The 25,566-nt window shown below is 65.6% G+C and carries 18 protein-coding genes; 11 read left to right on the forward strand and 7 right to left on the reverse strand.

Annotated elements, in window-relative coordinates:
• Window positions 1–101: 101 nt before the first annotated feature.
• Window positions 102–9,974 (forward strand): retention module-containing protein, encoded by a 9,873-nt coding sequence (locus AC1RCS_RS01450; RefSeq protein WP_492244701.1) that lies wholly within the window; start codon window positions 102–104, stop codon window positions 9,972–9,974.
• A gap of 270 nt (window positions 9,975–10,244) precedes the next feature.
• Here the strand turns inward: AC1RCS_RS01450 and AC1RCS_RS01455 are convergent, their stop codons facing one another.
• Window positions 10,245–12,158, reverse strand: a complete 1,914-nt coding sequence (locus AC1RCS_RS01455; protein WP_218298026.1) for an EAL domain-containing protein — start codon at window positions 12,156–12,158, stop codon at window positions 10,245–10,247.
• Between the two features lie 30 nt (window positions 12,159–12,188).
• On the reverse strand, window positions 12,189–12,887 hold the full coding sequence (locus AC1RCS_RS01460; protein ID WP_369641157.1) for a transglutaminase-like cysteine peptidase: 699 nt from the start codon (window positions 12,885–12,887) through the stop codon (window positions 12,189–12,191).
• A gap of 138 nt (window positions 12,888–13,025) precedes the next feature.
• On the opposite strand from AC1RCS_RS01460, the gene AC1RCS_RS01465 reads away from it, so the two are divergent.
• On the forward strand, window positions 13,026–14,507 hold the full coding sequence (locus tag AC1RCS_RS01465; protein WP_492244700.1) for a TolC family outer membrane protein: 1,482 nt from the start codon (window positions 13,026–13,028) through the stop codon (window positions 14,505–14,507).
• A 42-nt stretch (window positions 14,508–14,549) separates the two neighbouring features.
• Here AC1RCS_RS01465 and lipA read toward each other — a convergent pair whose 3' ends face one another.
• The 3 genes from lipA to AC1RCS_RS01480 are packed head-to-tail and all read right to left on the reverse strand — an operon-like array spanning window position 14,550 to window position 16,617.
• Entirely contained in the window at window positions 14,550–15,539 is a 990-nt protein-coding gene (gene lipA / locus AC1RCS_RS01470; protein ID WP_218298029.1) for a lipoyl synthase, read from the reverse strand.
• Window positions 15,540–15,553: 14 nt separating this feature from the next.
• Window positions 15,554–16,252 carry a lipoyl(octanoyl) transferase LipB gene (lipB, locus tag AC1RCS_RS01475; protein WP_369641159.1) on the reverse strand — a complete coding sequence of 233 codons (699 nt, stop codon included), beginning with the start codon at window positions 16,250–16,252 and terminating at the stop codon, window positions 15,554–15,556.
• Window positions 16,253–16,299: 47 nt separating this feature from the next.
• Entirely contained in the window at window positions 16,300–16,617 is a 318-nt protein-coding gene (locus AC1RCS_RS01480; protein WP_218298031.1) for a YbeD family protein, read from the reverse strand.
• A gap of 276 nt (window positions 16,618–16,893) precedes the next feature.
• On the opposite strand from AC1RCS_RS01480, the gene AC1RCS_RS01485 reads away from it, so the two are divergent.
• The 9 genes from AC1RCS_RS01485 to AC1RCS_RS01525 all read left to right on the forward strand — a co-directional run bounded on the left by AC1RCS_RS01485 (window position 16,894) and on the right by AC1RCS_RS01525 (window position 24,064).
• Window positions 16,894–17,367 (forward strand): ATP synthase subunit I, encoded by a 474-nt coding sequence (locus AC1RCS_RS01485; RefSeq protein ID WP_218298032.1) that lies wholly within the window; start codon window positions 16,894–16,896, stop codon window positions 17,365–17,367.
• A gap of 19 nt (window positions 17,368–17,386) precedes the next feature.
• Window positions 17,387–18,265 (forward strand): F0F1 ATP synthase subunit A, encoded by an 879-nt coding sequence (atpB, locus tag AC1RCS_RS01490; RefSeq protein WP_218298033.1) that lies wholly within the window; start codon window positions 17,387–17,389, stop codon window positions 18,263–18,265.
• Between the two features lie 58 nt (window positions 18,266–18,323).
• Window positions 18,324–18,593 carry a F0F1 ATP synthase subunit C gene (gene atpE / locus AC1RCS_RS01495; RefSeq protein ID WP_099657604.1) on the forward strand — a complete coding sequence of 90 codons (270 nt, stop codon included), beginning with the start codon at window positions 18,324–18,326 and terminating at the stop codon, window positions 18,591–18,593.
• A gap of 34 nt (window positions 18,594–18,627) precedes the next feature.
• The gene (locus AC1RCS_RS01500) at window positions 18,628–19,098 is read left to right on the forward strand and encodes a F0F1 ATP synthase subunit B (protein WP_007847746.1); all 471 of its coding nucleotides are present in this window, start codon (window positions 18,628–18,630) and stop codon (window positions 19,096–19,098) included.
• Window positions 19,099–19,108: 10 nt separating this feature from the next.
• Window positions 19,109–19,651 carry a F0F1 ATP synthase subunit delta gene (locus AC1RCS_RS01505; RefSeq protein ID WP_218341840.1) on the forward strand — a complete coding sequence of 181 codons (543 nt, stop codon included), beginning with the start codon at window positions 19,109–19,111 and terminating at the stop codon, window positions 19,649–19,651.
• Window positions 19,652–19,693: 42 nt separating this feature from the next.
• Window positions 19,694–21,247 (forward strand): F0F1 ATP synthase subunit alpha, encoded by a 1,554-nt coding sequence (gene atpA / locus AC1RCS_RS01510; protein WP_055396240.1) that lies wholly within the window; start codon window positions 19,694–19,696, stop codon window positions 21,245–21,247.
• A gap of 18 nt (window positions 21,248–21,265) precedes the next feature.
• Window positions 21,266–22,132 (forward strand): F0F1 ATP synthase subunit gamma, encoded by an 867-nt coding sequence (gene atpG, locus AC1RCS_RS01515; RefSeq protein ID WP_492244699.1) that lies wholly within the window; start codon window positions 21,266–21,268, stop codon window positions 22,130–22,132.
• A gap of 33 nt (window positions 22,133–22,165) precedes the next feature.
• Window positions 22,166–23,572 carry a F0F1 ATP synthase subunit beta gene (gene atpD / locus AC1RCS_RS01520; protein WP_055396243.1) on the forward strand — a complete coding sequence of 469 codons (1,407 nt, stop codon included), beginning with the start codon at window positions 22,166–22,168 and terminating at the stop codon, window positions 23,570–23,572.
• 75 nt (window positions 23,573–23,647) lie between these two features.
• Window positions 23,648–24,064 (forward strand): F0F1 ATP synthase subunit epsilon, encoded by a 417-nt coding sequence (locus AC1RCS_RS01525; protein ID WP_218298036.1) that lies wholly within the window; start codon window positions 23,648–23,650, stop codon window positions 24,062–24,064.
• A 131-nt stretch (window positions 24,065–24,195) separates the two neighbouring features.
• On the opposite strand, the gene AC1RCS_RS01530 is transcribed toward AC1RCS_RS01525, so the two are convergent.
• Both AC1RCS_RS01530 and AC1RCS_RS01535 read right to left on the reverse strand, forming a co-directional pair.
• Window positions 24,196–25,053 carry a hypothetical protein gene (locus AC1RCS_RS01530; protein WP_492244698.1) on the reverse strand — a complete coding sequence of 286 codons (858 nt, stop codon included), beginning with the start codon at window positions 25,051–25,053 and terminating at the stop codon, window positions 24,196–24,198.
• Window positions 25,054–25,199: 146 nt separating this feature from the next.
• On the reverse strand, window positions 25,200–25,496 hold the full coding sequence (locus tag AC1RCS_RS01535; protein ID WP_218298038.1) for a DUF4148 domain-containing protein: 297 nt from the start codon (window positions 25,494–25,496) through the stop codon (window positions 25,200–25,202).
• Window positions 25,497–25,566: the final 70 nt, after the last annotated feature.

The following is a 25,566-nucleotide window of genomic DNA, read 5'->3' on the forward strand; positions in this document are numbered from 1 at the left end:
ATAGTGGATACGGGGTGGCGTCAGTAGCCTTCACTGACATCAGTCACATGCCGTTACTTCCTGCCGCTGCGCAGGGCGTAGGGGTTTACCGGAGCCAGCCCATGTCCCAAATCGCCACCGTGGTTGCCGTCACCGGCACCGCTTTCGCGGTCGATGCCGATGGCCATCGCCGTCCCCTCAAGGCCGGAGACGTCTTGCAAAAGGGTGAAATCGTCCAGACCACGGCAGGAGGCCGGGTGGAGCTGCTGCTGGACGACGGCCAGACGCTGGCCGTGGCGCCCGCGCAAAGCGTCAAGATCGATGACAGCGTCACGCAGACCGCTGAACGCGCCACCGCCCAGGAGGCCAGCGTCGGGCAGGGCACCATCGACACGGTCATCCAGGCGCTGCAGCGTGGGGGCGACCTCAACGAGCAGCTGGACGCCACGGCCGCCGGCCTGGGCGGCGGTGCCGGGGGCGAAGGCGAGGGCAGCAGCTTCGTGCAGCTGCTGCGCATCTTCGAGGGGGTGGACCCGCTGGCCTACCAATACAGCTTCACACCGCAATCGGCGCCCGACATCGACTTCAATCCATTGGCGGTGCTCACCGTCGACGCGGCCCCCACGCCGGCGCCGCCCCCGCCCGTGGCTCCGCCGCCCCCGCCGGTGCCAGCGCCTCCTCCCCCTGCGCCACCCACTCCCCCGGTGCCCGCACCTCCTCCTCCGCCGGCTCCGCCCCCACCCGGCCCTCCCGGTCCACCCCCTCCTGCGCCACCGCCACCTCCGCCACCGGGGCCCGTGCGGGTCAACCTGAATGTGACGCTGGAGGAAGAGTCCGTGGCTTCGGCGGGCGGCAACCAGGGCAACAGCTCGGGGGGCAACGGTGTCATCGGAAACGACGAGGACGATGGCCTGTCCAGCGTGCGCAACGGAAACTTCGACCTGGGCGGCGGCTCGATCTTCTCCGTCACCTTGCCCGGCTATGCCGGCGTGCCGGTGCCGCCGGGCGGCGTGACGATTTACTTCGATGCCCTGGGGCAGCCCATTCCCCAGGGAGACAGCAGCGCCCAGCCCGCGGTGCTGTTGGTGATCCTGCCGGACGGCAGCTTCACGCTGGCGGTCGTGGGGCCCCTGCACCACGCGCCCGGAGACGGTGAGAACTTCCTGGCGCTGCCGCTGATCACCTTCAACGGCGTCACCGGAGAGGGCGGGGAGTTCACCGCCGAGGTGAACATGTCGGTGCAGGACGACATCCCCGTGATCACGACCAGCGCCGAGGATGCGCCCACGCTGACGACGTCGGACCGCGGCGTCAACCAGGCCACCAACACGGGGTACGAGGGCACGGAGAACAACCCGGACGCCGTGGACTCGGACACGGACAGCAACACCTTCAACGGCACGGCCTTTGTGGTGTCCTTCGGGGCGGACGGCCCCAAGCTGCTGCCTGGCGGCAGCGAGGGAGAAGGCCCTGCCGTGCGCGACGGCTATGCCTTCGCATTCCAGATCGGCAATGGCGGAGCCACGGGGCTCTACGCCACCGGCACCAACACCGAGATTGTGCTGAGCACGACCGGGGACCCCTCCGTGGTGGTGGGGCGCGACGGCAGCGGCAACGTGATCCTGACGCTGCAGATCGACCCGCAGACCGGTGCCGTGGTGATGACGCAGACCGGGGCCATCCGGCATGCCGCGCCCGATGGCGTGGATGGCGGCGGCGACGAGCTGCAGGCGCTGGGAACCGGGGTTCTCAGCGTGGTGCTGGAGGCCACCGACAACGACGACGATACCGTGGCGGCCGAGCTGGACCTGGGCGGGCGCCTGCTGTTTGGCGACGACGTGCCGGTCCACCGCTATGACGAGGCCCCCGGGCAGGGCGAGGGCCCCGGGGAACCCGTGGAGCGCGTCCTCTCGCTGCAGGCCGAAGAAGAGTCCGCCATGGAGGGCGGACACACGATAGGCAACGACGAGAACGACCTTCCGCTCACATCCGCCGACAGTGGAGGTCTGACCCAGATCAATGGCGCGATCAACTGGGGCGCCGATGGCTTTGGCAAGCTCACGGGCGTGCGCGTGGGCAGCGGTGAAGGCGCGACCAACGTTCCTGTTGGCCAGGCGGTCTGGTTCAATGCCAACGGCGAAGTGATTCCCTCGGGCCCCGGTGGAGCGCAGCCCGACGGGGCCGCCGCCAGCCTGGTGGTCGAGGCCACGGGCAGCTACACGCTCACGGTGCTTGCCACCATGAACCACGCCGCGGGCGGCACCGTGGTGCAGGGCGAGGACTGGCTCAATCTCGAAACCGTGCGCCTCGTCGGCGAAGATGGCGACGGCGATGCCATCACCGTCGCGCTGGAAACGCGGGTGCAGGACGACATCCCCGTGCACGTCAAGCTGCTGGGCATCCCGGTGCCACTGGTCGCGCTGCTGGAGGAGGAATCCGCCTCCAACGGCGACGGCGGCGTGATCGGCAATGACGAGTCGCTCGACTGGCTGGCCATCATCCCCGTGGGCTCGCTGAGCGCGTCGACGGGTGCCCAGTCCATGACGGGGGTGGTGCGCTGGGGCGCAGACCAGTTCGGCGGCGTGGCCGCCGTCCAGGTCGGCGCTCAGGAATATGCCGTGGGCAACACCATTGCCACCGTGTACCTGGACCGCGAGGGCCAGCCCATTGCAGATGGGGACACCACAACCCCCCGGTCGGTCGAACTGCGCATCGACGGCGCCACGGGCGGCTACCGCCTGACGGTCATCGGGCCGCTGGACCACGATCCGGGCCAGGGCGAGAACCTGATGCTGCGCACCTTCACCTTCGTGGGCATTGATGGCGACGGCGACCGGATCGGCGTGGATCTCTACGCCAAGATCCAGGATGATGTGCCCGAGCACGCCAGGGAGAATGGCAGTGTCGTCAAGCTCAGCCTGAAAGTCGAGGAAGAGTCGGTGCCCCACAGCGGCGGCACGCTGGGCAACAACGAAACGGCGGATGGACTGAGCCACGCCCACACCGACGCCACGGGCTTCCAGGGCGCCGTGAAGTGGGGCGCCGATGACTTCGGCGGCATCACGGGCGTCAAGGTGCAGACGGGCATCTTCACCGAGAACAGCTACAGCCCGGTGGCCGGCGTGGTGACCGTGTACTTCGACCAGAACGGCAAGGCCCTGCCCCCCGGAGCCACCAGCGGCGCGGCGGTGCTGACGGTGGATGCGGACGGCGCCTACCGGTTCGAGGTGCTGGACAACCTCATCCACAAAGGCGCGGGCGAAGACTGGCTGAACCTGCCCAGGATCACCTTCGTGGGCGAGGATGGCGATGGTGACAGGATCGGCGTGGAGTTGAACGCCTCCATCCAGGACGACGTGCCCATCGTGACGGTGTCCGACGCCGTGCCGGTCGCCGAGCACAGCTTCACGGTGGAGTACAAGGGCGGCGAGGCCGGCTACAACAACAGCTTCGGCTATTACTTCAAGAACCCGGATGGTTCCATCGACACCTCCAGGGGCGGGTTCGTGCTGTGGGACAACGTCAAGACCGAAGGCGGCATGACCGTGTCGCTGCCCACGGGCGTGACGGCCGACCAGATCGGTTTCTTCATCATCCCCAACGGCGACAGCCAGAACGGCGCGCTGGGCGACGCCCAGGCGGTGTCGTTCCAGCTCGTGGGCGGGAAGTGGACGGCGTTCGCCGGCGGATCGCCGCTCGCGGGCGAGGGGGCACCCATCTACTTCTCCGACCAGGCGCTCAACAGCGACGGGCAGTCCCACCTGCAGCAAACCCCGTCGGGCACGGCGGCCGGCCAGGACAGCAGGGGCAACTTCAACTGGGAAGATCTCAAGATCACCTCCGGCAGCTCGGACAAGGACTACGACGACGTCAACCTGGACCTGAACTGGAACGTGCCGCTGCTGGTCAAGGATGCGCAAGCCGATCTGGGAACGAGTGCGGACAACGACGGCAAGGCGCTGTCGGGCAGCTTCCAGTTCCACTTCGGCGCGGATGGCGCGGCGGCCAGCGGCAGCAAGACCTTCGGCCTGAGCGTCGGCGCGCAGGGCCAGGCGTCGGCGCTGAAGGACACCGCGACCGGCTCTGCCGTTCTGGTGAAGATGGAGGGCGGTGCGGCCGTCGGCTACATCCTCATCGGCGGTGTGCAGACCAATGTGTTCAAGGTCTCGGTGGCGGGCGACGCGGCCAACAACGGCCAGGTGACGGTGGAGCAGTACCGCGCGGTGGTGCACCCCACCAACGATCCGCACGAGATCGTCAACATCGGCGGCGGCGTGATCCAGCTCACCGCGCAGGCCAAGGATGGCGATGGCGACAAGTCCAATACCGCCACCTACGACATCGGCCGGCAGATCAACTTCCAGGACACGGGCCCGGTGGCTGCGGACGATGCCGCCAATCTCACGGCCTCGGCGGGGACCATGGGCACCACGGAGCATGCCGTGGGCAATGTGCTGGGCAACGACATGTACGAGGCCAAGGCGGATGGCGCCCATGCCGAGGTGGTGTTCAACCGCGCCGGTGGCGACAGGTCGGGCAACACGACCGACCTGGACGGCCCGTCGTTCGATGCCAACGGCACCCTGGGCACACTCAGGATCGCGGCCAATGGCGATGTCACCTATGCGCTGAATGACCTCAAGGCGATGGCGCTGGGCGAAGGCGCCTCGGTCACCGACAGCTTCAACTACCAGATGAAGGATGCGGATGGCGACACCGACGTGGCCAATGTGCGCGTGACGGTGCAGGGCGTGAACGACGCGCCCGAATTCGTGACCGGCAACGACCAGACGACCGAGATCTGGGTGGACAAGGATGGTGATGGCAACAAGGACGGCGACGAGGTCTCGCGCTATTCCGGGCCGAATGCCGACCAGATCGCGGTGAGCGTGCAGGAAGACGCGCTGGAGCCGGGCAACCGCGAGAGCCCGGACCAGACCACCACGGATGCGGCCAGCTTCGGTGTGGCCGACCCCGACATCGGCGACACCGTGGGCGTGCGCTTCGATACGACGGGCAGCCTGCTGCCAGCGCTGACCTCGGGCGGTGCGCCCATCGTCTGGACCCCCAACGCGTCGGGCACGGAACTCATTGGCAAGGTGGGCGGCACCGAGATCATCAAGGTGACCATCGGGGGCACCTATGAAAGCGGCTACACCAGCAGCGTGGTGCTGCTGGGCCCCGTGGACCATGCACCGCCCCCCGCGGGCACTGCCACCGATGGCGATGTGAAGGAACTGAACTTCACCGTCATCGCGAACGACCGCCCGCTCAACCCGTCCACCGGCCTCACGGACACCATGGCGCTCAAGGTGACGGTGGAGGACGACGCCCCCACCGCCAGGCTCGTGGATGGCGCCGCCATGGTGCTGAGCGCCACGCTCGAGGAAGAGTCCGCACTGCGTGGCGGCGCGAAGATCGGCAATGACGAACGGGATGCGAGCGACCTGGTCCATGGCGCGCAGCTGGAGGCATCGACCGGCGTGCAGGTGATGACCGGCGCCGTGAAGTGGGGCGCCGACGGTTTCGGCAAGGTCACCGGCCTGCAGTTCGGCGGCACCACCGTGAACGTGGATCTGGGCACGGGGGGCAAGGTGTACTTCAATGCCGACGGGCAGCCGCAAGGCAGTTCCACGGGGGCGGCTGCCGTGCTGGAGGTCCAGGCCAATGGCGAGTACACGCTCACGGTGACGGGGGCGCTCTTGCACTCGGCGCAAGGCGAGGACACGCTGAACCTGGGCCGCGTGCAGATCGTGGGCGAGGACCGTGACGGCGACGCCATCGGCGTGGAGCTGGCCGCCAGCGTGAAGGACGACATCCCCGTCATCACCACGGTGGAGCCCGTGCCCGTGCCGGGCATCACCGTGCAACTGGTGGGCAGCGACGCGGGCTACAACAACACCTGGGGCTACTACATCAAGGACGCCAGCGGCATGCCCACCACGGGCACGGTGGTGTGGGACAACGTGAAGAACCAGCCGGTGACCAGCGTCACCCTGCCGCCGGGCGTGCTGCCCGGCCAGGTCGGCTTCTTCATGATCCCCAATGGCGACAGCCTCAATGGTTCGCTGGGCAACAACACGGCGGTCACCTTCTCGCAAGACAGCGGCGGCCAGTGGGTCGCGCACGCGGGTGGCGCTCCGCTCGCCGGGCAGGGCGCGGCCGCACTGTTCGACAACAGCGCGCTCAATCTCGACGGCCTGTCCCATGTGAACACCCTCGCGGTGGGCCCTGTCTCGGGCAATCAGAACTGGGAGGACATCGCGGGCGGCGGCGACCTGGACTACAACGACGTGCTGCTCAACGTCACCATGCCGCTGCTGGTGGACGACAGCTTCCTGAACATCGACGCGGAGTCCGATGTGGGCTCCACGCGCTTCACCGTGAGCTACGGCGCCGACGGTGCGGCCGCGCTGCAGGGCAAGGCCTATGGGCTGGTCCTGACCGGTGGTGAAGGCACGCCCTCGGGCTTCAAGGACACCGCGCAGTACTCGAACGGCCAGCCCGCCGATGTGCTGCTCAAGAGCGGGCCCGGCGGCACGCTCATCGGCTACGTGACGGTGGACGGCGTGGAAAAGACGGTCTTCCAGCTGTCGGTCGATGCCGCTACGGGCGAGGTCACGTTCGACCAGCAGCGCACGGTGGTGCATTCGACGCCGGGCGACTCCAACGAGGTGCAGTCGGCGCTGGCGGGCAAGATCGGCCTGCAGCTCACGGCCACCGATGGCGATGGCGACCATGTCAACGCGAGCATCGACCTGGGCCGCATGCTGTTCATCGCGGACGATGGCCCCGTGGCGAAGGACGACACGGATGGCACGCAGTGGGTGGTGGACCACTGGGTCGCCACCGGCAACGTGCTCACGGGGGCGGGCACCACCTCGGGCGATGCCGGCAAGGACCAGCACGAGGGCATGCAGGACGGCGCCAAGGCCGAGGTCGTGCAGGTGCGCGCGGGTGCAGAGGGCGCTGTGTGGACGCCTGGCACGGCCGTGGCCAGCGGCGGCAGCGCCACGGTGGCGGGCCAGTACGGCTCGCTCACCATCGAGTCCGATGGCGACTACACCTACACCGGGCACCAGACCACCGTGCAGCTCGGAGGGGGCGCGGGCGTGCCGGCCGGCACCGATGCCTTCGACTACGGCAAGCCCTACACCACGAACCTGGGCGAGCAGCTGATCACCAGCCCCACGCCCGCGCAGACCGGCGGCGCCGTGGTCACCAGCCAGGGCAATGGCGCGGGCGTGGACGACCCCACCGAGCCCGTGCCGGGCGACGTGGGCGCCAGCACACCCGAGCAGGTGGGCTACTCGCCCAGCCAGGGCACGGAGGCCCTGTCGGTGGACCTGGGCACGATGGCCGTGCGGGCCGTGGTGGACATTTCCAACCTGTTCCAGAACGAATCGGGCCAGACGGGCAACCAGGGCGAGACCGGGCGCTGGGAGGCGTTCGATGCCGCCGGCAACAAGGTGGGCGAGGGCATGATCGGCGGCGCGCTGTTCCACAACGGTGCGAACGGCAGCGACCCCGTGCACCAGGGCCAGGTGGAGATCGAGGTGCTGGGCGCCGACGGCAACCCCATCGCCTTCCAGAACGTGGTGTTCTCGGGCGTGGACTATCTCGCCGGTGACAAGGGCAGCGACAGCTCGGACTACTTCGTCAAGGCGGTCAGCTTCGAGGAAGCCGTGGCGCCCAAGACGACGGACACGTTCAGCTACCAGATGAAGGACGGCGATGGCGACACCGACAGTGCCACGCTGACCATCGAAACCGGCCACCAGCAGAGCACTCAGGGCCTGGGCATGGTGTACGAGGACGGCCTGGCCACGGGCAACGTGGACAGCAGCCCGCACACCACCGATACGGCTGGCACGCTGGGCATGGGGGGCGCCACCTACGCGCTGGTGGCCCCGGTGCAGAAGATCACCTCGGCGGGCGAAGAGGTGCGCTGGAGCACGTCGGCCGATGGCAAGACCCTGACCGGCACGGCCGGCGCGGGCGCCGATGTGCGCACGGTGGCCGTGGCCACCATCGACGACAGCGGCCAGTACAAGGTGGAACTCAAGGGCCAGGTGGACCACGCCTACACCGAGAGCGGCGAGGAAAACCTGTACCTGCAGCTGGTGGCGCAGAAGACGGTGGACGGCGAGACCGAGGTCCAGGGCTTCAACATCAAGATCCAGGACGACGCGCCGGTCTACGTGGGCGGTACGCAGGACACCCTGGTCGCCAACAGCGGCGTGGGCGAGGTCACGGCGGACCTGGGCGCACGCGTGGGTGCCGACGTGGTGGGGGCGGACGTGAACCTCACGGCGACCTCGGCCGCCACCGTGGGCACGTCCCCCGTGCGGTATGTCTCCATGTCGTACCTGCAGGGCGGCGATGTGCATTCCACCGTGATGACGGTGGACGGCAACAAGGTGTTCTACCAGGCCACGAGCGACGGCAGCATCAAGGCGGTGTACGACGACGGCGGTGTGCTGAAGACCGCGTTCACCGTGAACGGCGTGGTGAATGCCGACGGCACGACCAGCTACGTCACCAACATGGTGGCGGTGGCCGACAAGGTGCAGGTGGGCGAGACGGTCACACCCGGCAGCACGACGACCGTGGAGAAGACCGTGGTCTTTGGCGACAGCAAGAACGACGATGTGTTCAAGCCCAGCAGCTATACCCACTCGTCGGCTGGCGGCAGCGAAATGGGCGCGCGGTACGTGGACTCCGCCACGGGCATCTACATGCAGATCTCGGCCGACAAGGACGAGACCAAGGCCAACACCGTGCAGTGGAAGAACGGGAAGTGGGAGGTCACCCAGGACGACACCTCGCTGCAGACCGACGGCAACCAGGCCAACGACCCCGAGGTCAACTGGTCGTCCACGGGCAACGGCAATGGCGGCGGGGGCTTTGGCGTCGGCGACAACTTCATCGGCAACGACAGCTCGGTGGGCGAGCGCGATTCCGACAGGAGCGATGCCGTGAAGGCCGGCGACGGCGCGGGCGAGCGCCTGGTGGTCGAGTTCTTCAAGGCCGACGGCACGCGCCTGAACGTGACCTCCGCCGACTTCAAGCTCGACCACCTGGGCAAGGAGGAAGCCGCCGTGGTCACGGCGGTGAACACCGGCAGCGGCGGCGCCACGACCGTGGTGGGATCGCCCATCGTTCAGGAGGGCACGGCCAGCGGCGGCAACACCAATGGTGGTACCGCCAGCGTGGAGACGCCCGTTAGGGTGGATCCGGCGGGCTCGGCCACATTCAACACCGTCCAGTTCACCGCCGAGGATTGCACGGACTACCGGGTGACCGATGCGGCCACCCTGACCTACACCGAGACGGTGACGACACCTCCGGTCACGACGCCTGTCTATGCCGACCAGATGTGGATCGACCTGCAGGCCGTGATCGTCGATGGCGACGGCGACACGCTGGCGGACCCGATCGACGTCAAGATCGTCATCGACACCGGCAACACGCTCGATGGCGACGAGGTGGAGCTGTCCGATGCGGCGGCGGGCGGGCTGGCCATCAAGGGTGGCGATGCGCCGGAAACCATCGTGGGCAGCGCGGGCGACGATACCGTGCAGGCTGGCGAGGGCAATGACACCGTGCAGGGAGGTGACGGCGACGATGTGCTGGATGGGGGCCCTGGCAGCGACATCCTGGCCGGCGGCGATGGCGACGACACCATCGAGATCAACCTCGCGGACAGCAGCCCCGGCGGCACCGACAAGGATGTCGTCAAGGACCTGGAGGAGGGCGACAAGATCGAGGTGGTGGACCTGCTGACGGACGACGGTGGCGACCTGCTCGCAAGCCTGCCTCTGGCGGCGGATGCCTCGGGCGACACGAACATCGCGGTGGACAGCAACGGACCGGCGGCGGGCGGAGCGTCCCAGACCGTGGTGGTGGAAGACACCACGCCGGAGGCCCTGGCCGTGGACCTGGCCCTGGGGACCCCCGATGTGGCGACGGTGACCAAGCCAAACGACGACTGAGCCACGCACCCCAGGCGCAAGGGGCCTGGGGTGCGTGGGTTGTGGATGGGCAAGAAAAAGGCTGCCACCGCTTGTGGATCAAGCGGTGGCAGCTATCTGTTTTGATGACAGGCAAGAGGCCGGCGGCAGAGTGCCTTCGCCCTCGCTGGCACCGGACCCTTCATGTCGCGCGGAGCCACCGCGGCGCATGACGCCGCGCCAGAGCGGCATCCCTTGCGTGCGGCAGCGCGCGAGGATGGCAAGGAAGATGCCAGGCGCCGCCGGAACGCCTCAACGGATGCCCGGCCCCGTGGCGCCATCAAAGCCCAGCGAGGCCAGCAGGGGCAGGTCGTCCCGCGATTCGACCCCCAGCGCGATGACCTGGATACCAATGGCATGGGCGATGCTGCACAGCCCCTTGAGGAACTCCTGGTTGCCCAGATTGCCCGCGATGCCGCGCACATAGCTGGGATGCACCTTGATGTAGTCCAGCCCCAGGTCGGCGAGTTTGTTGCCTTCGGTGAACCGCTGGCCGAAGTATTCGATGCCCACGCGGCATCCGAGTTGCTGCAGGGTGTGGGCAAGCTCCTTGAACGCATCGAAGGCGCGGAACACCCCGTACTCCGGCACCTCGAAAAGCAGGCGTGGACAGATGTCGGGATAGGCGCGCAGCAACTGCATCAGCTCGTTGCGGAAGTGGAAGTCCGCGATGGTCTCGGACGACAGGTTGATCGCGATGTCGCCGGCCGTGCCGCGCAGGTGCTCGATGGCCAGGCGCACCACGCGCAGGTCGATGGGGGCTGTGAGGTTCAGGTGCGCTGCCATCGGCATGAAGTCGCCCGCGGACAGCAGGGCGCCCGAGGCGTCTGACGCCAGGCGGATCACGCCTTCCTGGTGGATGGCGCCTTCGCCGCGTCCGTCGACAACGGGGTAGAAGGCCAGCTGCAGCCTGCCACCGGTGACGGCTTCGGTCAGCAGCGTGCGCCATTGTTCGGCGGGGCGGGCCTCGGCGGGGTGCTCGCCTTCGTCGGCGAACATGCTGTTGGGGCCCAGGGATTGCGCCCGCGCCAGCGCCTCGTCCGCCCGGCTGAAAAGCGCGCCCAGGGTTTCCTGGCGCCGGTAGCCCACGGCGCAGATGTGGAACAGGTCGGGGGCCGTGGCAGACCAGTGGGGCAGCCATTGCGATGACAGGCGCGCGAAGATATCCTGCGCGGCCTCGGAAGGGGAGGGTGTGGAGGGGCACAGGACGCCGAACTCACCGCCGTTGAGGCGCCCCGCGCGCTGGCCGGGCTTGCCCTCGCCGCTCTTGTAGAGCACGGAGCCCAGGTGCTTGAGCAGGGCATCCACCCGCTGATGGCCCAGTTGCGCGTTCAGCCTCTCCAGATTGGCCAGGCGGACAATCACCAGGCTGCCCGATGAGAGGAATTGCTCGCCTTCCAGGGCTTCGCGCAGGTGCGACAGGAAGTACTCGCGGCTGGAGAGGCCGGTGACTGCATCGCGGTTGACCTTCTTGCGCAGCCCTTCCAGGCGGGCCGCCTCCTCCCCGAACATGGACCGCAGGCGCGCGACCATGTCGTTCATGCCCCGCGCCACGCTGCGCAGTTCGGGTGTCCGCGGCTCCGTGATCTTGATGAAACGCCGCTCCGCTATGGCCTCGGCCTGCGCGACCACATCGCGCAAGGGGCGCGTGATACGGCGCACCGCGATGGTTCCCGCGCCGCCCGCGACAAGGCTGCCCAGGACGAACCAGGCCAGCAGCTCCAGCGTGCCGCTCCAGAGGCTGCGGTAGGCGTACTGGTCGTGGCTTGCGAGGGTCAGCGTTCCATATTGTTTCCATCCATCCTGGATCAGCGCCCTGCCAGGCTCCGCGCTGATCGGGATCAGCCGGGCGAACCAGCCGGGCGCGCCTTCCAGCTGCCCGTCGAAGGTGCGCTGCACGAGCGTCTGGCCCGTGGGCGAGGCGATGCGGATGAAGCGGTAGTGGCCAGCGTCAAACTGCGCGGCGACCTGCAGCTCCACCGTGACCGGGTCCTTGTCGAGCTGCGAAAGCGCCAGCGCCAGTGACGTGGCGTTGTCGAAGTTCTTGATCTGCAGCTGCTGCTGCAGGTAGTGCCGCGCGGACAGGACGCTGACGAGCATGCTGCCTCCAAAGGCCAGCGCCATGACCAGTCCGATGGCAAGCCAGAGTTGTTTGGTGAGTGACATGGTCGCTATCTCCGGTGATTGGTGCAGGGGTCAGAAACCCTCTTGCCGCATGCGTTCGAGTACGTCGCGCCAGCGTGACAGCCGCGTCGTCGGGTCTGCCGACGATGTGGATGCGCCGGACACCCACAGCCCTTCGTTGTTGAAGCTGAACACGGGGGACAGGTCCGGCCGGGACGAGGCCGGGCGGATGGCCGTGATCAGGTTGTCCAGCACCACCGGCTCTTCGGCCGGATGGGCGTAGTAGCCCAGGACCATGTGGGCTTCGCTCTTGCTGCTGCCGGGGCCGCCGATGCGGGCCCTCACGTAGATCATCCGCAGCCTGTCGTTGGGCACGCCCATGTGCAGCAGCGTGATGTACTTGGCGATGGAGAAGTCTTCGCAGTCGCCCGCGCCGCGCCCCATGAACTCCAGCGGCGTGGCCCAGTAGTCGTTTTGCTGCCAGACCACCGCATCGCTTTCAAACAGCATGCGGCGGTTGAAGAAGCTGTTGACGTGGGCGAGCTTGTCCACCTCGCTCAGGTGCTGGCCCTCGTTGAGCATGGCGCGCCAGGCGCTGACCTGCTCGGCCCCCTTGGGGCCGTGGCGCTGGAGGGCGAGGGCTTGAATCCTGTCCAGGTCAGGGGCGCTGAATACGGCCCCCAGCAGGGTTGCGACGGCCAATGCCAGCACCACCCGGAAGTGCGCGGTGGCCCGGGGCGCGTGCTGGAAAAGTGGCTGCAGGAAATGCATGGAACACGCGGAACGCGGCTACCTTGCGCGGAAGTAACTGGATTCAACCAGTAGTTGCAGAGTTGTAAAAAAAAACTGTGCGAGTTTCAATCGAAATGCTACGTTTCAATTCTGCATCACAAATGATTCGGAGTTGTCATGAAACTTCCTCTTACCCTGATCGCCGCGGCCGTCGTGGTCAGCACTAGTGCATCCGCACAAGCTCTCCCGGAAGGCCTTGTGGACGCAGCCCGAAAGGCGGTGGTGAGCAACCCGGACGTCCAGGCGCGATGGTTCGGTTTCCGGGCAGCCGATTCAGAGCGAAGCGTTGCGCGCGCCGGCTTCCTTCCCCAGCTGGACGCGGTGGCCAGCACCGGCCGCGAGAACCGTGTGCGGCCTTCCGGCAGCACGGGCTCGTACCACCATACCGGCGCGGCGCTCACGCTGAACCAGATGCTGTTCGATGGCTTCTTCACCAGCAGTGAAGTGCGGCGGCTCGGCCACGCCAAGCTCACGCGGTACTACGAACTGGTGGAGGCCTCCGAGACAGCGGCGCTGGAAGCGGTGCGCGCCTATGCCGATGTGGCGCGGTACCGCGAACTGGTGGAGCAGGCCAAGCAGAACTATGTGGAGCACAAGCTGACCACCAACCAGATTGACGAGCGCACTTCCGCGGGTGTGGGGCGCCGCGTCGATCTCGAACAGGCGACGGGCCGCCTCGCGCTGGCGGAGTCGAATCTGCTGACGGAAATCTCCAACCTGCACGATGTCAGCGCCCGCTACCAGCGGCTGGTGGGCGAGCTGCCGCCGCCCGCGCTGCCGCCCTTGCCCGAAGGCTTTCGGCTCACCCAGCTGCCGCAAAAGACCGACGAGGTGGTGGCCCTTGCGCTCAACAACAGTCCCACGATCAACGCTGCCATCGAGAACATGCTGGCCAGCGAGGCAGGCATTGCATCGCAGAAGGCCGGCTTCATGCCCCGGGTCGACTTCAGGGCCCGCCAGTCGTGGGACCGCAACCTCATCGGGGAGCAGGGGCGCTCGCGCGACAGCACCGTGGAGCTGGTGCTGACCTACAACTTCTTCAGGGGCGGTGCCGACAAGGCGCGGGAGCAGCAGGCGGTGGAGAACAAGTTCCAGGCCCGGGAGTTGAAGGAAAAGGCCTGCAGGGACGTGCGCCAGACCACGGCGATCGCGTTCAATGATGCGCGGAGGCTGGTGGAGCAGATGACCTATCTGGACCAGCACCGCCTGTCGACGGAAAAGGCCCGGGAAGCCTACCGCCAGCAATTCGATCTCGGGCAGCGCACCCTGCTGGATTTGCTGGACACGCAGAACGAGGCATTCCAGGCGAGCCGGGCCTATGTCAACGCGCGCTACGACCAGGTGGTGGCGCAGGCGCGGACCCTGGGCGCGATGGGGCAGCTGCTGGCCGCGTTGAATGTGAGCCGGACCGACATGCCCTCGCCCGCAGACGCGGGCCAGCAGCGCAGTGGCATCGACCCCGCCGATCTGTGTCCCGCCGAAGTCCCTGTATCGATCGCCGTGGACAAGGCGAGGGCGGTTGCCGATACGCCGGCACGCCCGCGTGCCACGCTGCCCGCGCAGCCCACGGGTGCGCCCCGGCCCGCCGCTGCCCGCTAGGGGGCGAAGGCCCCGGCCGCCTGGCTTCGCGAGGCGTTCGGACTAGGCGGCGGCGACGCCTGCGGCGTGCGCCTGCTGATCCGCGTGGTAGCTGCTGCGCACCATGGCGCCCACCGCAGCGTGGCTGAAGCCCATCTTGTAGGCCTCCTGCTCGAACATCTTGAAGGTGTCGGGATGCACGTAGCGGCGCACCGGCAGATGGCTGTTACTGGGCGACAGGTACTGGCCGATGGTCAGCATGTCGATGTCGTGCGCGCGCATGTCGCGCATCACCTGCAGGATCTCTTCGTCTGTCTCGCCCAGGCCCACCATGATGCCGCTCTTGGTCGGTACCTTGGGGTGCAGCGCCTTGAACTTCTTGAGCAGGTTCAGGCTGAACTGGTAGTCGGAGCCGGGGCGCGCTTCCTTGTACAGGCGGGGCGCGGTCTCCAGGTTGTGGTTCATCACGTCGGGCGGCGCGGCCTTGAGGATCTCGAGCGCGCGGTCGTCGCGGCCCCGGAAGTCGGGCACCAGGATCTCGATCTGCGTGGCGGGCGACAGTTCGCGGATGTTCTGGATGCATTCCACGAAGTGGCCGCTGCCGCCGTCGCGCAGGTCGTCGCGGTCCACGCTGGTGATCACCACGTACTTGAGCTTGAGGGCGGCGATGGTCTTGGCCAGGTTCAGCGGCTCGTCCTTGTCCAGCGGATCGGGGCGGCCGTGGCCCACGTCGCAGAACGGGCAGCGTCGCGTGCACTTGTCGCCCATGATCATGAAGGTGGCCGTGCCCTTGCCGAAGCATTCGCCGATGTTGGGGCAGGAGGCTTCCTCACAGACCGTGTGCAGCTTGTGCTCGCGCAGGATCTCCTTGATTTCATAGAAGCGCGTTGTCGGGCTGCCGGCTTTCACCCGGATCCATTCAGGCTTCTTGAGCACCTCGCCCTGCTCCACCTTGATGGGGATGCGCGACAGCTTGGCCGCGGCCTTCTGCTTGGCCAGCGGGTTGTAGGCTTCTGTGGATTGCGCTTCGCGGACGACTTCAGGGGTGCTCATGGCGTGTAGGCGGTTCAGGGCGCGAGCCGGATGCTGAGCTGCTGGCCCAGCACCTGTGCGGCTTCCTCCCAGGTGGTGTGGACCCCGATTGTAGAAAGGTCCACCGTTCGCAATCCTGCGTAACCGCAAGGGTTGATGCGCTCAAAGGGTTCCAGGTCCATCGCCACGTTGAGCGCCACGCCGTGGTAGGTGCAGTGCCGGCTGACCTTGATGCCCAGGGCCGCGATCTTGCCCAGGCCCGTGAAGTCCGGCGCGGCGATGGCGCCGTTCTCCGGGCGCTTCTGGGGGCGCTGCGGCAGCAGTGCATGGCTGTGCGGGTCGTCCAGGCGCACGTAGATGCCGGGGGCCCCGGCGACGCGATGGCCCGTGACGCCAAAGTGCGCCAGCGTGCGGATCGCGGCTTCCTCCACGCGGTACACATACTCCTTGACGAAGTAGCCCGCGCGCTGAAGGTCGATCAGGGGATAGGCCACGACCTGGCCGGGGCCATGGAAAGTGACCTGGCCCCCCCGGTTGGTGGCAACGACAGGAATATCTCCGGGGTGCAGGAGGTGGTCGCTTTTGCCGGCCAGCCCTTGGGTGTACAGCGGCGCGTGCTCGCATATCCATAGCGCATCCACGGTCTCGGCTGCGCGGGTGGCCGTGTAGTCCTGCATGGCCTGCACCGTGGCGGCATAGTCCACGCGGCCAAGCACGCGAAGGTCGATGGCCATGAGTGCTATCTCTATCTATCTCTGTCTGGCTGATGCGGGCGCGGGCCTTACAGCACCACCTTCACCATGGGGTGCGACGACAGCGCGCGGTACAGATTGTCGAGCTGCTCCCGGCTGGTCGCGGTGATGGTGATGGTAACTCCGAGGTAATTGCCGGCCCGGCTGTCGCGCAGTTCAATGGTGCCAGCGTCGAAGGTCGGGTCGAACTGGCGGGCCAGTTCCGTCACGGCATGCACGAAGCCATCCACCTTCGCACCCATGACCTTGATCGGGAACCTGGAGGGGTATTCGATCAGAGAGTCCTTGCGGGGATCGTTAGGCTGTGTGTCGGGGCCGTTTTCAGGCGGCAGGCTGGAGGATGTCATGGCGGAAAGTGCTTCGGTTTCAGGAGCTGGCAGGGCTTTGCCATTGTGCTTCAACGGCGTGTCCGTTGTGAAAACCCTGGCCGGGCGGCGTGCGCCAGATCGGTGCGCGGGGGCCGCAGGGAAAGGGAAAAAGCCGTTGGCCCGTCACCACAACGGCGCAGGCTTGCGCACCGGTTTTGGACCGGGGTTGCGGGTCTTTGTCGAGCGCCACGGGTTTTTACTTATAATTAGAGGCTTTGTGAAAGTTGCAGTCTGTAACGCGGGCGTCATTCAACAATGAAAACAATCGCGCCTGAGACTGAAACTGAGGCTGAAGAATCTGACTTCAAGCCCCTGACGGCCCAAGAGGCCGAACAGTGGCGTAGTCGCAATCCTCCCATCTCCGTATGGAAGGTGGTGGCGGGTCAGGCGCTGGTCGGGATGCTGGTGGCCCTGGTGGCCTGGCTTCTGACGGGCAGGGCGTCGGTGGGCTGGTCTGCGGCTTATGGCGCTCTGGCGGTGGTGGTTCCGGCTGGCTTGTTTGCACGGGGGGTGTTGCGCCACAAGGCGTCTTCCAATCCGCGTGCCGCCATGGTGGGGTTCTTTGGTTGGGAAATCGCCAAGATCGTGTTGACGGTGGCGCTGCTCGCAGCGGCACCCCGGCTGGTGGCGGGCCTGAACTGGATTGCCCTGCTGGTAGGCATGGTGATCACAATGAAAACGTACTGGGTGGCACTGTTGGTGCGGCCCGGTGTCCGAAAAACCGATTGATAGAGAGAAGAGTTGTCCGATGGCCGCAGAAGCGCACGCTCCGACTGCAAGTGAATACATCGTTCACCACCTGCAGCATCTTCAAAACATCAACCAGACCAAGATTGTTGACTTCACGGTCATCAACTATGACTCGATCATCGTGGGTTTGGTTCTGGGTGCCCTCACTCTTTTGATCCTGTGGTCAGCTGCCCGTAAGGCAACCTCCGGCGTGCCGGGCCGCTTCCAGGCGGCTGTGGAGATGCTGGTCGAGATGGTGGACAACCAGGCCAAGGCCAACATCCACAACGCCGAAAGCCGCAAGTTCATCGCCCCCCTGGGCCTCACGGTGTTCGTCTGGATCTTCCTGATGAACTTCATGGACATGCTGCCCGTGGACCTGCTGCCCGCGATCTGGGCCCAGATCTATGGCGCCGCCGGCCACGACCCGCACCACGCCTACCTGCGCGTCGTGCCCACGGCCGACCTGTCCACCACCCTGGGCCTGGCGTTCGCCATCCTGGTGCTGCGCTTCTGGTATAGCGTCAAGATCAAGGGCGCTGGCGGCTGGGCGCACGAACTCGTGTCGGCCCCGTTCGGCACCAGCAAGAATCCCATCTTCGCCCTGATCCTGGGCGTGGTGAACCTGCTCATGCAGGTCATTGAATATGTCGCCAACACCGTGTCGCATGGCATGCGGTTGTTCGGCAACATGTACGCTGGCGAACTGGTGTTCATGCTGATCGCCCTGATGGGTGGCGCGGCTGCACTGTCGCTGTCGGGTGTGCTGCTGCCTGTGGGCCACGTCATCGCTGGCACCATCTGGACGCTGTTCCACATTCTGGTGATCTCGCTGCAAGCCTTCATCTTCATGATGCTTGCGCTGATCTACCTCGGTCAGGCGCACAACGCGCACTAACGGTTCCCTTTCGTTTCTCTTTCCTTTTCAACCTTTCTTTTTTAACTCAGGAGTCATCATGGAAAACATTCTCGGTCTCGTCGCTCTGGCTTGTGGTCTGATCGTTGGTCTGGGCGCTATCGGCGCTTCCATCGGTATCGCACTGATGGGTGGCAAGTTCCTCGAATCGTCGGCACGTCAGCCTGAGCTGATCAACGAACTGCAAACCAAGATGTTCATCTTGGCCGGTCTGATCGACGCTGCTTTCCTGATCGGCGTGGCCATCGCCCTGCTGTTCGCATTCGCCAACCCCTTCGTCTCCACGTTCTTGGTCAACCTGCCCAAGTAATTCCCACTCAACGCCACTCTAGAAAGGTGTTGCCGTGAGTATCAACGCGACCCTGTTCATTCAGGCCATCGTCTTCCTGATCCTGGTGTGGTTCACGATGAAATTCGTGTGGCCCCCGATCGCGAAGGCGTTGGATGAACGAGCCCAGAAAATCGCCGAAGGCCTCGCTGCTGCCGACCGTGCCAAGTCCGAACTGACCGCTGCGAACCAGCGCGTCGAGAAGGAACTGTCACAGGCACGCAACGAAACGGCCTCGCGTCTTGCGGACGCCGACCGACGTGCCCAGGCCATCATCGAAGAAGCCAAGGCACGCGCCACGGAAGAAGGCAACAAGATCGTTGCTTCCGCCCGTGCCGAAGCCGAACAGCAAACGGTGCAAGCCCGCGAAGCCCTGCGCGAGCAGGTGGCTGCGCTGGCCGTCAAGGGTGCTGAGCAGATTCTCCGCAAGGAAGTCAATGCCGGCGTTCACGCCGACCTGCTCAACCGCCTGAAGACCGAGCTGTAAGGGGACACACATGGCTGAACTCGCCACCATTGCCCGCCCCTACGCCGATGCCCTGTTCAAGGCCGCTACCGCGGGTGCGGGCATGGACCTGGCCAGCACCGCTGCCTGGGTCGATGAACTGGCGGCCATTGCCGCCAACCCCCAGTTGCGTCAGCTGGCGGACAACCCCAAGGTGACGGCAGACCAGGTGTTTGCCGTTGTCACGGGGGTTGCGCGTTCGGCGCTGTCCGACACGGCCAAGAATTTCCTGCGCACGGTCATCGACAACGGGCGCCTCAACGCGCTGCCGGAAGTCGCCGCGCAGTTCCGTGCCCTCGTGAATCGCCGCAGCGGCTCTTCGGATGCCGTGGTGCACAGCGCCTTTCCGATGGACGCAGCAGCATTGGCCGAGGTCAGCGCTGCGCTGGAAAAGCGCTTTGGCCGCAAGCTCAATCTCACCGTTCAGCTGGATGAATCCCTGATCGGTGGCATTCGCGTAGTGGTGGGTGACGAGGTGCTGGACACTTCGGTCAAGGCCCGTCTTGAACAAATGAAAGCGGCCCTCACCGCGTAACGCGCGGCGAGGACAGCGAACCAAAGAAAGAAGGAAAGAGTCATGCAACTCAATCCCGCAGAAATTTCTGAACTCATCAAGAGCCGCATCGAAGGTCTGGCCGCCAGCAGCGATATCCGCAACCAGGGTACCGTGGTGTCCGTGTCCGACGGTATCGTGCGCGTTCACGGCCTGTCGGACGTGATGCAGGGCGAAATGCTCGAGTTCCCCGCCACCAAGGACGGCCAGCCCTCCTACGGCCTGGCCCTGAACCTCGAGCGCGACTCTGTCGGCGCCGTGATTCTGGGTGAGTACGAACACATCTCCGAAGGCGACACCGTCAAGTGCACGGGCCGCATTCTGGAAGTGCCGGTCGGCCCCGAGCTGATCGGCCGCGTGGTGAACGCCCTGGGCCAGCCTATCGACGGCAAGGGTCCCATCAACGCCAAGCTCACCGACGTGATCGAAAAGGTCGCGCCGGGCGTGATCGCCCGTAAATCGGTGGACCAGCCCCTGCAGACCGGCCTGAAGTCCATCGACTCGATGGTGCCCGTGGGCCGTGGCCAGCGCGAGCTGATCATCGGCGACCGCCAGACCGGCAAGACCGCCGTGGCTATCGACGCCATCATCGCCCAGAAGGGCCAGGGCGTGACCTGCATCTACGTCGCCATCGGCCAGAAGGCTTCGTCGATCAAGAACGTGGTGCGCGCGCTGGAACAAGCCGGCGCCATGGAATACACGATCGTCGTGGCCGCATCGGCCTCCGAATCGGCCGCCATGCAGTACGTGTCGGCCTACTCGGGCTGCACGATGGGCGAGTACTTCCGCGACCGTGGCGAAGACGCCCTGATCGTGTATGACGACCTGTCCAAGCAGGCTGTTGCCTACCGCCAGGTGTCGCTGCTGCTGCGCCGCCCACCAGGCCGCGAAGCCTACCCTGGCGACGTGTTCTATCTCCACAGCCGTTTGCTCGAGCGCGCAGCCCGCGTGAACGCCGACTACGTCGAAGCCTTCACCAAGGGTGAAGTCAAGGGCAAGACCGGTTCGCTGACCGCACTGCCGATCATCGAAACGCAAGCCGGCGACGTGTCCGCTTTCGTGCCTACCAACGTGATCTCGATCACGGACGGCCAGATCTTCCTGGAAACCAGCCTGTTTAACGCCGGTATCCGCCCCGCCATCAACGCCGGTATCTCGGTGTCGCGCGTCGGTGGTGCTGCCCAGACCAAGCTGGTGAAGAACCTGTCCGGCGGTATCCGTACCGACCTGGCCCAGTACCGTGAACTGGCTGCGTTCGCGCAGTTCGCTTCCGATCTGGACGAAGCCACCCGCAAGCAGCTGGACCGCGGTGCCCGCGTGACCGAACTGCTCAAGCAGGCGCAGTACAGCCCGTTGTCCATTTCGTTGATGGCCTCTACGCTGTTTGCAGTGAACAAGGGCTTCATGGACGACATCGACGTCAAGAAGGTTCTCGACTTCGAACACGGCCTGCACCAGTTCCTGAAGACCAGCCACGCCGCACTGCTGGCCAAGCTGGAACAGGCCAAGGCCATGGACAAGGACGCAGAAGCCGAATTGACCGCTGCCATCGCCGCGTTCAAGAAGTCGTTCGCTTAAACCGGACGAGGATCCATCATGGCAGCAGGCAAGGAAATACGCGGCAAGATCAAATCGGTGGAAAACACCAAGAAGATCACCAAAGCCATGGAAATGGTGGCTGCATCCAAAATGCGCAAGGCGCAGGAACGGATGCGGGCTGCCCGCCCTTACAGCGAGAAGATCCGCAACATTGCAGCCAACCTCGGCCACGCCAATCCGGAATATGTGCATCCGTTCATGAAGGTGAACGATGCCAAGACGGCCGGCGTGATCGTGGTGACGACCGACAAGGGCCTGTGCGGTGGCATGAACACCAACGTGCTGCGCGTCGTGACGTCCAAGCTGCGTGAGCTGCAGGGCGCTGGCGTGTCCACCGAGGCGGTTGCCATCGGCAACAAGGGCCTGGGTTTCCTGAACCGTGTCGGTGCCAAGGTGGTTTCGCACGTGACGGGCCTGGGCGACACGCCCCATCTGGACAAGCTGATCGGCCCGGTCAAGGTGCTGCTCGACGCCTATGCGGAAGGCAGGATCAACGCGGTGTACCTCTCGTACACCAAGTTCATCAACACCATGAAGCAGGAATCGGTGGTGGAGCAGCTGCTCCCCCTGTCGTCCGCGCAGATGCAGGCCGAGAAGACCGAGCATGGCTGGGACTACATCTACGAGCCCGATGCACAGACCGTGATCGACGATCTGCTGGTCCGCTATGTCGAGTCCCTGATCTACCAAGCGGTTGCGGAAAACATGGCGTCCGAGCAGTCGGCACGCATGGTGGCCATGAAGGCCGCCACCGACAACGCCGGCAGCGTCATTGGCGAGTTGAAGCTGGTCTACAACAAGACGCGCCAGGCAGCGATCACGAAAGAACTTTCGGAAATCGTGGCTGGCGCCGCTGCTGTGTAAGCAGCTCAACCAACATCTTTATTGGAGCGAAAAATGGCTCAAGTGCAAGGCAAGATTGTTCAATGTATCGGCGCTGTGGTGGACGTTGAGTTCCCACGCGACCAGATGCCCAAGATTTACGACGCTCTGAAGCTCGACGGTTCGACCCTGACGCTGGAAGTGCAGCAGCAGCTGGGCGACGGCGTGGTGCGTACCATTGCGCTGGGTTCGTCCGACGGCCTGCGCCGCGGCATCATGGTGACCAACACCGGCAACTCCATCACCGTGCCCGTGGGCAAGGCGACGCTGGGCCGCATCATGGACGTGCTGGGCGCGCCCATCGACGAACGTGGTCCCGTGAGCCAGGAACTGACGGCATCCATCCACCGCAAGGCCCCTGCGTACGACGAACTGTCGCCTTCGCAAGAGCTGCTGGAAACCGGCATCAAGGTGATCGACTTGGTGTGCCCGTTCGCCAAGGGCGGCAAGGTGGGTCTGTTCGGTGGTGCCGGCGTGGGCAAGACCGTGAACATGATGGAGCTCATCAACAACATCGCCAAGGCCCACAGCGGTCTGTCGGTGTTCGCTGGTGTGGGCGAGCGTACCCGCGAAGGGAACGACTTCTACCATGAAATGGCCGATTCCGGCGTGGTGAACCTGGAGAAGCTCGAAGAGTCCAAGGTTGCCATGGTGTACGGCCAGATGAACGAGCCCCCAGGCAACCGTCTGCGCGTGGCGCTGACCGGCCTGACCATCGCCGAGTCCTTCCGTGACGAAGGCCGTGACGTGCTGTTCTTCGTGGACAACATCTACCGCTACACGCTGGCCGGTACCGAAGTGTCCGCCCTGCTGGGCCGCATGCCTTCCGCCGTGGGCTACCAGCCTACGCTGGCCGAGGAAATGGGCCGCCTGCAAGAGCGTATTACGTCCACCAAGGTGGGTTCGATCACTTCCATCCAGGCCGTGTACGTGCCAGCCGATGACTTGACCGACCCCTCGCCTGCCACGACGTTCGCCCACTTGGATTCGACCGTGGTGCTGTCGCGTGATATCGCCTCGCTGGGTATCTACCCTGCCGTGGACCCCCTGGACTCCACCAGCCGCCAGCTGGACCCGAACGTCGTGGGCGAAGACCACTACGCCACGGCCCGTGCGGTGCAAGGCACGCTGCAGCGCTACAAGGAACTGCGCGACATCATCGCCATTCTGGGCATGGACGAACTGGCTCCTGAAGACAAGCTGGCCGTGGCCCGCGCGCGCAAGATCCAGCGTTTCCTGTCGCAGCCTTTCCACGTGGCCGAAGTGTTCACGGGCTCGCCAGGCAAGTACGTTCCCCTGTCGGAAACCATCCGTGGTTTCAAGATGATCGTGAACGGCGAATGCGATCACCTGCCGGAACAGGCGTTCTACATGGTGGGCACCATCGACGAAGCCTTCGAAAAGGCCAAGAAGGTGGCCTGATTGCCCGGCGGCTGAGCAGCCTACCGCCGCTCGGCCTTCAGCAATCAAGCAACCCACCTTTTCCTAGGAGCAATGATGAACACCATCCACGTTGATGTGGTCAGTGCCGAAGAGTCCATCTTCTCCGGTGAAGCACGCTTTGTCGCGCTGCCTGGCGAAGCTGGCGAACTGGGCATCTTTCCCCGCCACACCCCGCTGATCACGCGCATCAAGCCGGGCTCGGTGCGCATCGAAATGGCCGACGGCAGCGAAGAGTTCGTTTTCGTGGCCGGTGGCATTCTGGAAGTGCAGCCCAACTGTGTGACCGTGCTGTCCGACACCGCCATCCGCGGCAAGGACCTGGACGACGAGAAGGCCAATGCTGCCAAGGCCTCTGCCGAGGAAGCACTGAAGAATGCCAAGAGCGAGATCGATCTGGCCAAGGCGCAGTCCGAACTGGCGGTGATGGCTGCGCAGATCGCGGCACTGCGCAAGTTCCGCCAGAAGAAGTAAGCAATTCAGGCCCTCGCGGATCTGCCCAGAGAAAACCCGGCTTTGCCGGGTTTTTTTATGCCGCAATGCAATGAAGGAGCCTCCACACCCCGCGCTGTCCGGGCTGCAGCGCCTGGGCGGGCGCAGGTGTTTCATGGACTGCCGCAGCCGCAGCCGCGGACGCCGGGCGGAGCCGGTGCCTCCACCAGATGGATGTGCAGGCCTTCGCAGGCCACGCCAAGCTGATCATCCTCCGTGCCGGCCCCCAGCAGTTGGTGGTGGGCCAGAAAGGCGCGTGCCACGGCCAGCGAACGGACCCTGAAGGACAGCGATTCAATCCGCAGGTGCTCGCCCGGCACCAGTTCCAGCGAGACCTCCGGGGTGAGCGCGATGGAGTGGCCGCCGGGAGAAGAGCAGCTCAGCGCCTGCCATTGGCGCCGATGGGCCGCCAGATCCGGCGTGCCCATGCGGACCGCGTGCAGTCCGAGCAACCCCAGGGGGCCGCCACCGCTTGCCTCCAGCACCTGCCTGTGCCGCATTCGGCGTTCCACGGGTGTGGTGGCATCGTCCCAGGGGTAGATGGGGGCGCCCGGTGCCCATTCGCAGAAGAACACGCAACAGCTGGGGGCTGACAGATCCAGTAGGACAGAGTTGGTGAAGTTCGTGACCACTTCGCCTCGGTGGCCTGCAGATTGGAAGGGGCGGGCAGGTTTGCAGGCGATGCCCAGCGAGGTGGCGTGGGCCATGGCGCCGGGCAAGGGCCCGGAGGGCTCCAATGCGAAACCATGGACCAGCGGCGGCCGCGCGCAGGCCGGCAGGTCGCCATTGTCGGCTGCCGCCCAGAACTCCAGGTCCGTGTTGCCCACGTGCACCCAGCCATAGGTGGCGAAGCCGGTGCGCTGCAGGGGCCACGCCACGGGCAGGCCGAAGGTTCGGCTGAACAGTTCGAACAGAGGCTCTGCCGCAGGGAGCCGCAGCATGACGTGGTCGATGGATTGGAAGGGGGGCATGGCGGCGGCGTGGTGGGAACCATCAGCCCGGCCATTGTGACCGACCGGCCCATGCGAAAAAGGCCGGGGCCCTTCGCGGGGCCCCAGCCTTTTTGGCTTGCATCTGCACCTTCCGTCCCGCATGCGCCGCATGCGGGATCTGGGCATTACATGGCGTTGCCGATTTCGCCCGCCGAGATCTGGCCGGTGCGCACGGCTTCAGCAGCCTGTGCACGCACGGCAGCGCGGTCGGCCGTGGACTTGTAGGTCACCACGCGCGAGCCTGCGGGCTCGATGGAGCGGGTCTGGGCCACGGTGGCGGCTTCGGCGGCCACTTCGGCGCGCGTGCGGTTCGTCTCGAACTTCGTGGCGAACTGCGAAGCATCGGCTTCATCAGCCTGGGCACCGAAAGAAGCGAAAGCGGCCACGGCGGCGATGGAGAGGAAACGTGCGGTCTTGTTCATGGTGAAACTCCGGTGAAATTCAAAAAAATGAGGGCGATGTACTGGGAAATACGCAGCAGGAGAGGGCCTG

The sequence above is a fragment of the Acidovorax sp. GW823-FHT01C06 genome (genome assembly GCF_058798375.1).